The following is an 11748-nucleotide window of genomic DNA, read 5'->3' on the forward strand; positions in this document are numbered from 1 at the left end:
TTGCGGTCGAGCACTTGTTCCTCCTGATTGCCGTTGAATCAGGCCTTAGGGTACTCAAGCGTTCGCCAGTCATCCACGGAATTCAGCGATGAACCAAAAAAATACCGCCGGAAGGCGGTATGAAGGGGAAGAGGGGGGCTTTTTCCGTCAAGCCATCAGAAGTGCCGTGCGTAGCGCAGCTGCACAAAGTTCTCGCCAGGGTTGGGGCGCTTGATCGAGGCGTTGGAGACATGCTCCAGGCGCACGGACCATTCGTTCTCGCGGCGCATGCCGGTGAAGTAGCCCACGCCGATATGGGTGCCAAAGTTGAAGGCGGTCGAGAAGCGCTTGTCGCGGCTTTCGTAGAGCTTGCTGGAGACATAGCCGCCAAGACCTGCTTCTACAAACCAGGGGTACTGGCTCTTGCTGTGAAAGCGCAGGGTGGGCACCAGGCCGACGACGGCAATGGTGCGGCTACCTTCTTGGCCCATGCGGTCCGAGTTCCAGCCGGATACGCTCAAGTCCCAATGAGCGGTCACGGGATGGCCCCACCAGAAAGTCTTCCAGTCCATTGGGATGGTCGAGCCAACGGTGAGCGTTCGCGCATCGCGCTCGGCAACACCGGCTTGCAGGTACAAAGTGGGGCTGTTGCGCTTGTCGGCAAACTGCGCGTGGGCAGATGCGGTCCAGACGGTCAGCGCGCACAGGCTGAGAGCGGAGAGGAGGGGGCGGTGTTGCATTAAATAATGTTACACCTGCACGACAGGCGCTTTTGTCAGCAAAAGCTGGATGTTGCCTGTATGCAACCGCTTACGACTTGCGGGGCATAAAAAAGCGCAGCTTTTGAGGGCTGCGCAGGAGGGGATTGAGAGAGAGATCCGAGGCGGGAGGAGGGCTCCTGCCTTATTTGCTGTCCATTGGCGGAACAGACTGTTTCGGATTGGGGCCTTGATGGCGCGGGCCATGTGAGCCCTTGCCGTCCGGGCCGTGTCCACGGCGTTCATGCATCTTCAAGGTTTCCGCATCAAAGGTCTTTTGCTGCTCTGGCGTCAAGGTGGCATAGAAGGCCTTGGTCGCCTGGTTGCGCTGGTCCATTGCGGCCTGGTGCTTGGCATGCATGGCTTGCATCGCGTCAATGCGTTCCGGCGTGGTCATCTTGGCAAAGTCGGGGCGTTCAGGGCGCTCACCCGGCGCTGGGCGCTGGGGTTTGACCGCTGCCATGTAGCTGGTCCAGCCGGCTTCCTGGCTGGCATTGAGCTTGAGCGAGGCCTTGAATGCCTGCATGCGTTTGGCCATGCGGGCCTCGCGTGCTTCAGGGCCATGGGCCTTCTTGGCAGGGGCGGGGGCGCTTTGGGCGGTGGGGGCTGCTGCAGGCGTGCTGGGGGTTTGGGCGAAGCTGGAAACCGACAGGCTGGCCAGCATGGCGGTCACAATGGCGCTGCGTTGCAAGAGAGACATGGTGTTTCCTTTCCGGGTTGTGATGTCTTATGCGATGTCTGCAGTGTCCGCCTGCCATGTAAGAGCCCCGTCACTGGCCGGTATGGCTGTGTAAAGAATTACCAATTTTGGTTGTTTGGCTTTGGGGCTGTGTGCGCTGCTGGCAGCCGGTCAACAAGTCCAAACCCCGGCTTTTTTGCCCGGCCCATCGCTCTGGGGCGGGCCGGATTCGCGGCACAATGGACAGCAGATCAGTGCGGCACACCAGGGCCGCTTGTGTTTTTTAAAGGGCTGACGCAGCAAGCCGGCAGCCTCCCAAAACAAAGGAATGGCATGTTCAAGAACATGATTTTTTACCGCATCTCCGAAGCCTGGCAGCCGGATTTGGTGGCGTTGGACACGGCCTTGGCCAAGCAGCAGTTTGAGCAGTGCGGTGCCACCCAGGAAAAATCCACCGGTTGGGTGCCTCCGCGCGGCGAAGAGCATGGCGCCATGGTCGAATCGGTGGGCGGCCACTGGATTCTGCGGCTGATGAGCGAGAGCAAGATGCTGCCCGCCAGCGTGCTCAACCGCAAGGTCGATGAGAAGCTTGCCCATATCGAAGCCCAGGAAGGCCGCAAGCCTGGCAAGAAGGAAAAGCAGGAGCTCAAGGACGAGTGCAAGCTGGATCTGCTGCCGATGGCCTTCACCAAGCAGGGCGGGCTCTGGATCTGGATCGATCCGCAGGCGCGCCTCTTGGTGCTGGACACCAGCAGCCAGGGCCGTGCCGACGAAGTGATCACCATGCTGGTCGAGGCATCGCCCGGTTTTGCCGTGGCGCTGATCGACACCCAGAACAGCCCCCAGGGCGCCATGTCCGCCTGGTTGCACAGCTACGATGCGCCGGCCGGCTTCAGCATTGACCAGGAATGCGAACTCAAGAGTGCCGACGAATCCAAGGCCGTGGTGCGCTATGCCCGCCACCCGCTGGGCATTGATGAGATCCGCGAGCATATCGACCAGGGCAAGCTGCCCACCAAGCTGGCGCTGACCTGGGACGACCGGGTCAGCTTTGTGCTGACCGAGGGCCTGCAGCTCAAGAAGGTGGCCTTGCTGGATGTGGTGATGGAAGGCGCCAGTGAAGATGGCGGCTTTGACGCCGATGTGGCCATTGCCACCGGTGAGTTCAGCCAGCTGATTCCCGACCTGATCCAGGCACTGGGCGGTGAAGGCCGCACCGAGCTGGGCCAGCTGCCCGACCGGGGCGACAAACCCGCCGCAGCGGCCCGGGAAGGGGCTGCAGCGGCCGTCAAGCCGATTAGCCTGGGCACAGGGGTGGGCAAGCCTTTCGATGCGTCCGGCAAGCCTGGAGGCATGCAGACCGGCCCCAAGTCGGCGCCGGTGGACCAGGATCCGGATTCCAGCCCCTTCTGATTGCGTCCCCGCTCAGAAACAACAACGCAACGCGCTCCCAGGAGCGCGTTTTTTATGGCGAAGGCGGTGGTCTGTCCAGGCCTTCAATGCTTGCAGCAGCTGGCTGCATCGGGATCAGCGTTGGGGTCGGACAGGCTGTCGAGAATAGGGCAGTCCGGGCGCTGGTCGCCATGGCAGCTGTGGACCAGCGCCTGCAGCGAGCGTTCCATGTCCTTCATCGCGGCGATGCGCTCGCGCAAGGTCTCAATATGCTTTTGCGCAATCTCCTTGACCGAGCTACTCGCGCGCTGCTTGTCGTGCCAGAGATTGAGCAGGTTCTCGATCTCCTCCATCGAGAAGCCCAGATCGCGGCTGCGGCGGATGAAGGACAGGGTATGCACATCGGACTGGGTATACAGGCGGTAGCCGCTGTCGGTGCGGTTGACATGGGGCAGCAGGTTCAGCGACTCGTAATGGCGCGCCATGCGCGCAGAGATACCCGCCAGCTGGGCCGCTTTGCTGATGGACACCGGCCAGGCGATGGACCGCTCAGCCGCAGGCTTGCGTGACGGGCTGGCCATGCTTACTGGACCTGGTAGCCTTCGGCCGCGATGGCCGCTGCGATCTTGTCTGCCGGCTGGCTGGACTCGACCACGACCTTGCCTTGGGCGCGGTCAATCGCTACCTTGGCCTGGGCGTCGAGCTGCTGCACAGCCTGGGTGACGGCACGCTCGCAGTGGCCGCAGGTCATGCCTTGGACTTGGAAGGTGTTTTGCATCAGAGTTTCCTTTTCCTTTGGTTGATGGCCTGATCTTGAAAGCTGACACGGTGTGAAGGTCAAGAGCAGGGTCTTTCACCAGGAACAAGCGATCAGAGCTGCATCGGCCCGGATGTGTTTCACGTGAAACAGCATCCCTGGGCCGAGGCTGCGCTTACTGCTTTTCGTCCGCGATGGCCTTTTGCACCGATGGACGGGCGCCCACGCGTTGCAGGAAACCAGCCAGGTTTTGCAGGCCGCTGATATCAACGCCGACAAACTTGCTCCAGCCGCTGACGGTGAACAGGTAGGCATCGGCCACGGTGAAATCCGTGCCCATCAGGAATTCCTTGCCGGCCAGCTGCGAATCCACCCAGGTCAGGCGCTTGAGCACTTGCACGCGGGCCATGTCCTTGACGGTGTCGGGCATGTTGGGGTTGAACAGTGGCGAGAAGCCCTTGTGGATCTCGGTGCCGATAAAGCCCAGCCACTCTTGCAGCTGGTAGCGCTCGAAGGTGCCGTTGGCGGGTGCCAGCTTGGAGGCGGGCGCCTGGTCGGCGATGTACTGCACGATGGCCGGGCCTTCACGCAGGCGCTGGCCATTGTCCAGCTCCAGCACGGGCACATAGCCCAGCGGGTTGATGGTGTAGAAGTCGGTGCCGTCCTTGAGCTGGTGGGTCTTGGTGCTGGCCATCTCCAGGGTGAAGGGCAGGCCGGCTTCCAGCAGAGCGATATGGGGCGACAGCGAACAGGCGCCGGGAGAGAAATACAGCTTCATCAACAAATCTCCAGTCAGGGTTAAAGAACATCGGGCAACGGACATAAGCCATACCATGTTCTGGGCCAAACCATGCTATCGCTTTTGACAAAGCTTTGCAGCGCAGGTGGCTGCGGCGCAATAACAGCGCTGACCGCCTGTAAACCCCCAAGTCATTAAAATAGCGGGCAAAACCGACTATTCGCCACTTTTGCCCAAGGGCTGCAGAAGGGCTGACTGACTGCAAGGCGCCTGCCTTGCGAGCCCTGGAATGAGGCCGTATGAGCCAAACCCCCTATACCTATCCGCAAGAATTTGATGTCATCGTTGTGGGTGGCGGCCATGCCGGCACCGAAGCAGCGCTGGCCGCTGCACGCATGGGCAGCAAGACGCTGCTGCTGACCCACAATATCGAAACCCTGGGCCAGATGAGCTGCAACCCCAGCATTGGCGGCATTGGCAAAGGCCATCTCGTCAAGGAAGTGGACGCGCTGGGCGGCGCCATGGCGCTGGCCACCGACAAGGGTGGTATCCAGTTCCGCATCCTCAACAGCTCCAAGGGCCCGGCCGTGCGTGCCACCCGCGCCCAGGCCGACCGCATCCTGTACAAGGCAGCAATCCGCGAGACGCTGGAGAACCAGCCCAACCTCTGGCTGTTCCAGCAAGCGGTCGATGACCTGATGGTGGAGGGCGACCGCGTGGTGGGCGCCGTGACCCAGGTGGGCATCCGTTTTCGCAGCCGCACCGTGGTGCTGACGGCCGGTACTTTCCTGGACGGTAAGATCCATGTGGGCCTGAACCACTATGCCGCTGGCCGTGCCGGCGATCCGCCAGCGGTCAGCCTGTCCGCGCGCCTGAAGGAATTGAAGCTGCCCCAGGGGCGCCTGAAGACCGGTACCCCGCCGCGCATCGATGGCCGCTCGATCGACTTCAGCCAATGCGAAACCCAGCCTGGTGATGGCATGCCCGGTGGCGTGAACGAAGGCCAGCTGCCGGTGTTCAGCTTCATGGGCAATGCGGAGATGCACCCGGCGCAGATGCCTTGCTACATCACCCACACCAATGCGCGCACGCACGAGATCATCCGCAGCGGCTTTGACCGCAGCCCGATGTTCACCGGCAAGATCGAAGGGGTAGGGCCGCGCTACTGCCCCAGCGTGGAAGACAAGATCAACCGCTTTGCCGACAAGGAAAGCCACCAGATCTTTCTGGAGCCCGAAGGCCTGACCACCCACGAGTACTACCCCAACGGCATCTCGACCAGCCTGCCGTTCGATGTGCAGTACGAATTGGTGCGCAGCATGAAGGGCCTGGAGAACGCGCACATCCTGCGCCCGGGCTATGCGATCGAGTACGACTACTTTGACCCGCGCTCCCTGAAGAACAGCTTTGAGACCAAGCAGATCCAGGGCCTGTTTTTTGCTGGCCAGATCAATGGCACTACCGGTTATGAAGAGGCGGCAGCCCAAGGCCTGTTTGCCGGCCTGAACGCGGCACTGCAATGCCGGGGGGAAGGCCCCTGGACGCCGCGCCGCGATGAAGCCTACCTGGGTGTGCTGGTCGACGACCTGATCACCAAGGGTGTGACCGAGCCCTACCGCATGTTTACCAGCCGGGCAGAGTTCCGCCTGCAGCTGCGTGAAGACAATGCCGACATGCGCCTGACGGAAGAGGGCCGCAAGATGGGCCTGGTCGACGATGCGCGCTGGGATGCCTTCAGCCGCAAGCGTGATGCTGTTTCACGTGAAACAGAACGCCTCAAGGCCACCTGGGTGAACCCACGCATCGTCGCTGCGCAAGAAGCCGAACGTGTGTTGGGCAAGGCGATGGAGCGGGAGTACAACCTGTTCGATCTGCTGCGCCGCCCTGGTGTGGACTACGCCACCTTGATGAGTATGAACGAAGGCGCTTACCAGACCAGCGACGTTTCACGTGAAACACTGGGCGGTTTGAGCGAGTCCGTGGTCGAGCAGGTGGAGATCGGTGCCAAGTACTCCGGCTATATCGATCGCCAAAAGGACGAGGTGGAACGCGCTGCCCATTATGAGAAGCTGCGCCTGCCCGCCGAGCTGGACTATATGCAGGTGACGGCCCTGTCGTTTGAAGTGCGCCAGAAGCTGCAAACCCACCGCCCCGAAACCCTGGGCCAGGCATCGCGTATTTCCGGTGTCACGCCCGCTGCCATTTCCCTGCTGATGGTGCACCTGAAAAAAGGTGGCTTCAAAGGCTTCAGCACTGCACAAGAGGTAACGACTGCATGAGCGCACTTTTGGAAGTTCCACTGCGTGACGGCGTACAACAACTGGGCCTGTCGCTGAGCGATGAGCAAATTGCGCAGTTGATGGCTTTTCTGGATCTGCTGCAGAAGTGGAACAAGGTCTACAACCTGACCTCGGTGCGCGACCCGCAAGAGATGCTGACCCACCATCTGCTCGACAGCCTGGCGGCGGTGACGCCGCTGGTGCGGCATCTGGAGGGCACGGGCCTGCCAGCCCCTAAGCTGCTCGACGTCGGATCGGGCGGCGGACTGCCCGCCGTGGTGTTTGCCATCTGCCTGCCCCAGCTGGATGTGAGCTGCGTGGACACCGTGGGCAAGAAGGTCGCCTTTATCCAGCAAGCCGCTGCCGCGCTGCGCCTGCGCAACCTGCATGGCATCCAGTCGCGGGTAGAGCAGCTGAGCCAGCAGTACGACGTGGTCAGCTGCCGTGCTTTTGCCGCCTTGCAGGATTTCACCGCCTGGTCGGCCCAGACCCTGAAGGCCGATGGCATCTGGCTGGCGATGAAGGCCAAGCGCCCGGACGATGAGCTGGCCTTGTTGCCCGCTACGGTGCAGGTGCTGAGCATCGAGCCCTTGCAAGTTCCCGGCCTGGATGCCGAGCGCTGCATTGTCTGGATGCGCCACCAGACCTCCTGATCGACGCTTGCAGCAGCTCCACAGCTGCTGCCATTTGAATCCATTCAGAGCCCCGATTTTTCGGGGCTTTTTGCTGACGCTTGGGCCGGTAACAACGCGCTTTTGCTGGCTTGCAAGCGGGGGCGTCGTTTACACTCAAAGCTTTACCGCAGCAGGCAGCATATGTTTGGCATTTCTGACTATGGTGCATTTGTCTTCGCCATACTCCTTTTCCTGATGATTCCCGGGCCAGGCAATCTGGCGCTGATCACCTCGACCGGAAAGGGCGGCATACGGGCCGGATTGGCCGTCTGCGCCGGCTGCATGGCGGCTGACCAGGTGTTGATGTGGCTGGCGGTGGCTGGTGTGGCGGCGGTGCTCACGGCCTACCCAGCAGCCTTCCATGCGGTGCAATGGATCGGCGCAATTTACCTGGGCTGGATCGGCTACAAGCTGATCACCGCCAAGCCAGGGGACCAGCCAGTCATCCAGATTGCACCGCGGCATTATTTCAAGCAGGGCTTTCTCATCACCTTGATGAACCCCAAGGCCATTGTTTTCTACATGGCGTTCTTCCCGCTGTTTGTCGATCCAGCTACCCACCGGGGCATCCCCACCTTCGCCGTGATGGCGGCCACGGTGGCAGTGATCAGCCTGGCCTACTGCACGGTGGTGGTGCTGATCACCAAGACCCTGGCCGAGCGCCTGCGCGCCAACCCGGCCCTGGTCAAGTGGATGGAAAAGACAGCGGGTGTGTTTTTGATTGGTTTTGGCCTCAAGCTGGCCCTGACCAAATAAGTTAGTGGACGAAGCGAGTTCTCATGGCAAAAATCTTCTGTATCGCCAACCAAAAAGGCGGCGTCGGCAAGACCACCACGGCAGTCAATCTGGCTGCGGGTCTGGCCAAGATCAAGCAGCGTGTGCTGCTGGTCGACCTGGATCCGCAAGGCAATGCCACCATGGGCTCGGGCATCGACAAGCGCGCGCTGGAGACCTCGGTCTACGATGTGCTGCTCGAATCGAACACCATCAAGGAGGCGGCCGTCCATTCCGAGCGCTGCGGCTACTGGGTGCTGGGCGCCAACCGCGAGCTCTCCGGTGCCGAGGTTGAGCTGGTCGAGCTGGAGCGCCGTGAAAAGCGGCTCAAGGCCGCGCTGGAGGCGAGCGACGCCGACTTTGACTTCGTGCTCATCGACTGCCCGCCAAGCCTGTCCATGCTCACCCTGAACGGCCTGTGCTCGGCCCATGGCGTGATCGTGCCGATGCAGTGCGAGTACTTTGCGCTTGAAGGCCTGACCGACCTGGTCAACACCATCAAGCAGGTGCATGCCAACCTGAACCGCGACCTCGAAATCATCGGCCTGCTGCGCGTGATGTTCGACCCGCGCATCACCTTGCAGCAGCAGGTGAGCGACCAGCTGCGCGAGCATTTTGGCGACAAGGTGTTCGACACGGTGATCCCCCGCAACGTGCGCCTGGCCGAGGCGCCCAGCTATGGCCTGCCGGGCGTGGTGTTCGACCCGGCCGCCAAGGGCAGCAAGGCCTTTGTCGAGTTTGCCAAAGAGATGGTCAAGCGCATCAAACGCATGAAGTGACAGCCGGCCTTGGCCGCTGCCCGACAGACCTCCGGTGCCTGGCATGCGGAGGTCTTTTTCATGGCCGCTGCGATGCCGCTGGCGCCCGCATTGCGTGTGAGAGACATTCGGGCACAATAAGGGTTTGCATTTCTTTGAAACAGCGCAGTACGGTGGCGCTTTTTTGCTATTAAAAAATGAGCATTGAATCCTCGTCCATCAAGCTGCTGCCGGGATGGCAAAACAGCGGACCGGGCCATTGGCAAACGGTATGGGAACAGCAACTGGGCTATGAGCGCGTGCAGCAGCACGACTGGATGCACCCCAAACGTGGTGACTGGACGGCACGTCTGCAGGATGTGGTGCTGGATGCGCCGCAGCCGGTGGTGCTGGTCGCCCATAGCCTGGGCTGCATCCTGACGGCCTGGTGGGCCGCCCATTCGCCCCAGGCAGCCTGCAAGGTGCGTGGCGCGCTGCTGGTGGCACCGGGCGATGTGGAGCGCCCCGACCTGGCCGAACACATCCCTGGCTGGTCACCGATTGCGCTGCAGAAACTGCCCTTTCCCGCCATTCTGGTGGGCAGCCAAAACGACCCCTATTGCAGCGCCGAGCGCGCGCAGTGGCTGGCCAGCAACTGGGGTGCCCGCTGGGTGGACCAGGGCGCCTGCGGCCATATCAATGCCGAATCCGGGCTGGGCGATTGGCCACTGGGCCAGGCGCTGCTGGCCGAGTTGATGGCCGAACCAACAAAGGTGAACTGAAAACCATGGCAACCAAAAAACCCAAGGGCCTGGGACGCGGCCTTGAAGCACTGCTGGGCCCCAAGGTCGAAGACGCGGCGCCTGCCAGCGATGACAAGGGCCAGCTGCCGCACCAGTTGCTGCTCGATGACATGGTGCCCGGTGTCTACCAGCCGCGCACGCGCATGGACGAGGGCGCGCTGTATGAACTGGCCGAAAGCATCAAGGCCCAGGGCATCATGCAGCCCATCCTGGTGCGCAAGCTGGCCGCGGGCGACAACGCCGGCAAGTACGAAATCATCGCCGGTGAGCGGCGCTTCCGCGCTGCGCGCATCGCCGGCCTGGCCGAGGTGCCGGTGCTGGTGCGCGATGTGCCGGACGAGTCCGCCGCCGCGATGGCGCTGATCGAAAACATCCAGCGCGAAGACCTCAACCCGCTGGAAGAGGCCCAGGGCCTGTCGCGCCTGGTGGGCGAGTTCCAGATGACGCATGAACAGGCTGCGCAGGCCGTGGGCCGTTCGCGCTCGGCCGCCTCCAACCTGCTGCGCCTGCTGAACCTGGCCGAGCCGGTGCAAACCATGCTGATGGCAGGGGATCTGGACATGGGCCACGCCCGCGCCTTGCTGGCGCTGGACCGTGCTGCGCAGATCACCGCCGCCAACCAGATCAATGCCCGCAAACTGAGCGTGCGCGAGGCCGAGAGCCTGGTCAAAAAGGTCAGCGCCGAGTTCTCCGGCGAAACCCCGGTCAAGGCCAAAGCGGCGAAATCACGCGATTTGAAGCGGGTGGAAGAAGAGCTCTCGGACCTGTTGATGGCCGAGGTCGAAGTGCGCGTGAAAAAGCGCGTCAAGCGCGCTGGCAAACTCGAAGAGATGGGTGAATTGGTAATCCAGTTTGGTTCTCTGGATGCCCTGAATGGATTGATTGATAAATTACGTGGATAATGCACCGGCCATGTGCTGCACGTCGTGATTCTGGTGACATTTACTAACAACTTCGCTTAAGAGCGGACAACGCTCCGCCGAGGTTCCTGGAAGCAGATGGTTTCCGTGTCAGCAGCGCAAAGCAAAAATTCGAAATCGAAGTAATCGAGCCTGGAAGGAATTCCGGGCTCGCTTTGAATGAACAACTGATTTACTTGCGGGAGAAGAGCGACATGAAAAAAGCAGCATTGGTGGCGGCAATGGCCGTCTTGGCATTGGCAGGCTGCGAAAGCACCGGTATGAAGCTGGGCGGCGGCACCAACAACATGGTGACCGGCGGTGCAGCAGGTGGCAGCAGCCAAGGTGAAAACAGCCAACTCGAAAAGTGCGATTCGCCCGTAGGTACCGTGTCCCTGGTCGAGAACCAGCAAGCCGGTTGGTACACCATTCTGCGCAACGAATACCGCCTGCCTCCGACCGCCAATCTGCTGCGCGTGCTGATCCAGCAATCGAACTGCTTCGTGGTGGTGGAACGCAGCGCTGCCGGCATGAACGCGATGAACCGCGAGCGCGCGATGATGGACAACGGTGAAATGCGCAAGGGCAGCAACTTCGGCAAGGGCCAGGTGGTCGCATCGGACTACGGCCTGACGCCTGAAGTGACCTTCAGCGAAGACAATGCCGGTGGCTTTGGTGCTGCCTTGGGCGGCATCCTGGGCGGCCGTGGCGGCGGCGCGCTGGCCGGTGTGGCTGCCAACAGCAAGACCCGTGAAGCCTCGGCCATGCTGACCCTGGTGGACAACCGCTCGGGCGTGCAAGTGTCCTCGTCGACCGGTAACGCCAGCAACACCGACTGGGGCGGCTTTGGCACCCTGTTCGGTGGTGCGGCAGGTGCCAGCATGGGTGGCTACTCCAACACCTCGCAAGGCAAGGTCGTGTCGGCCGCTTTCGTCGATGCCTACAACCAGATGGTGCAGGCACTGCGCAACTACAGCGCGCAATCCGTCAAGGGCCAAGGCCTGGGCGGTGGCGGTCGCCTGGGTGTGGATGGCGCCGCAGCGCCTAGCCAGACCTCGGCACCGGGCGCCAAGAGCGCCAATGTGCGCATGACCATGAAGCAAGCGCAGCAGCGCCTCAACGAACTGGGCTACGACGTGGGCACGCCCGATGGCGCCTCCGGCCCCCGCACCCAGAACGCACTGCGCTCCTTCCAGCAAGACCAGGGCCTGACGGTCAGTGGTCGTCTGGACCAGGCCACGATGCGCCAGTTGTCGGAATAAGCTTTCCGCACAGCGC

The 11748-nt window shown here is 61.9% G+C and carries 13 protein-coding genes; 8 read left to right on the plus strand and 5 right to left on the minus strand.

The features are described from left to right. Positions 1-155 precede the first annotated feature (155 nt). Both EDF71_RS11040 and EDF71_RS11045 read right to left on the minus strand, forming a co-directional pair. The gene (locus tag EDF71_RS11040; RefSeq protein WP_133856647.1) at positions 156-719 is read right to left on the minus strand and encodes an acyloxyacyl hydrolase; all 564 of its coding nucleotides are present in this window, start codon (positions 717-719) and stop codon (positions 156-158) included. Between the two features lie 163 nt (positions 720-882). Beyond that, complete coding sequence (locus EDF71_RS11045) at positions 883-1437, minus strand: Spy/CpxP family protein refolding chaperone (protein WP_133856648.1); 555 nt, start codon at positions 1435-1437, stop codon at positions 883-885. Positions 1438-1749: 312 nt separating this feature from the next. Here EDF71_RS11045 and EDF71_RS11050 point away from each other — a divergent pair, with 312 nt between their 5' ends. Further along, entirely contained in the window at positions 1750-2829 is a 1080-nt protein-coding gene (locus EDF71_RS11050; RefSeq protein ID WP_133856649.1) for a recombination-associated protein RdgC, read from the plus strand. Positions 2830-2912: 83 nt separating this feature from the next. On the opposite strand, the gene cueR is transcribed toward EDF71_RS11050, so the two are convergent. From cueR to gstA, 3 genes are all read right to left on the minus strand, one after another. Further along, complete coding sequence (cueR, locus tag EDF71_RS11055) at positions 2913-3389, minus strand: Cu(I)-responsive transcriptional regulator (RefSeq protein ID WP_133856650.1); 477 nt, start codon at positions 3387-3389, stop codon at positions 2913-2915. 2 nt (positions 3390-3391) lie between these two features. After that, positions 3392-3586 (minus strand): cation transporter, encoded by a 195-nt coding sequence (locus EDF71_RS11060; RefSeq protein WP_021027169.1) that lies wholly within the window; start codon positions 3584-3586, stop codon positions 3392-3394. A gap of 154 nt (positions 3587-3740) precedes the next feature. Further along, positions 3741-4343 carry a glutathione transferase GstA gene (gene gstA / locus EDF71_RS11065; RefSeq protein ID WP_133856651.1) on the minus strand — a complete coding sequence of 201 codons (603 nt, stop codon included), beginning with the start codon at positions 4341-4343 and terminating at the stop codon, positions 3741-3743. A 260-nt stretch (positions 4344-4603) separates the two neighbouring features. Here gstA and mnmG point away from each other — a divergent pair, with 260 nt between their 5' ends. The 7 genes from mnmG to EDF71_RS11100 all read left to right on the plus strand — a co-directional run bounded on the left by mnmG (position 4604) and on the right by EDF71_RS11100 (position 11732). After that, positions 4604-6583 carry a tRNA uridine-5-carboxymethylaminomethyl(34) synthesis enzyme MnmG gene (mnmG, locus tag EDF71_RS11070; protein ID WP_133856652.1) on the plus strand — a complete coding sequence of 660 codons (1980 nt, stop codon included), beginning with the start codon at positions 4604-4606 and terminating at the stop codon, positions 6581-6583. Further along, on the plus strand, positions 6580-7236 hold the full coding sequence (rsmG, locus tag EDF71_RS11075) for a 16S rRNA (guanine(527)-N(7))-methyltransferase RsmG (protein ID WP_133856653.1): 657 nt from the start codon (positions 6580-6582) through the stop codon (positions 7234-7236). The genes mnmG and rsmG overlap by 4 nt, the downstream gene beginning before the upstream one ends. A gap of 162 nt (positions 7237-7398) precedes the next feature. Beyond that, complete coding sequence (locus tag EDF71_RS11080; RefSeq protein ID WP_133856654.1) at positions 7399-8013, plus strand: LysE family translocator; 615 nt, start codon at positions 7399-7401, stop codon at positions 8011-8013. Positions 8014-8036: 23 nt separating this feature from the next. Beyond that, positions 8037-8810 carry an AAA family ATPase gene (locus EDF71_RS11085; RefSeq protein WP_133856655.1) on the plus strand — a complete coding sequence of 258 codons (774 nt, stop codon included), beginning with the start codon at positions 8037-8039 and terminating at the stop codon, positions 8808-8810. Positions 8811-8992: 182 nt separating this feature from the next. Further along, positions 8993-9550: an alpha/beta fold hydrolase gene (locus EDF71_RS11090; protein ID WP_133856816.1), complete on the plus strand. Its 558-nt coding sequence runs from the start codon at positions 8993-8995 to the stop codon at positions 9548-9550. A gap of 5 nt (positions 9551-9555) precedes the next feature. Then, positions 9556-10473, plus strand: a complete 918-nt coding sequence (locus EDF71_RS11095) for a ParB/RepB/Spo0J family partition protein (protein ID WP_133856656.1) — start codon at positions 9556-9558, stop codon at positions 10471-10473. A 212-nt stretch (positions 10474-10685) separates the two neighbouring features. Continuing rightward, positions 10686-11732: a peptidoglycan-binding protein gene (locus EDF71_RS11100; RefSeq protein WP_133856657.1), complete on the plus strand. Its 1047-nt coding sequence runs from the start codon at positions 10686-10688 to the stop codon at positions 11730-11732. The last annotated feature ends 16 nt before the right edge of the window (positions 11733-11748 follow it).

The organism is Comamonas sp. JUb58, from assembly GCF_004364775.1.
Lineage (GTDB): Bacteria > Pseudomonadota > Gammaproteobacteria > Burkholderiales > Burkholderiaceae_C > Comamonas.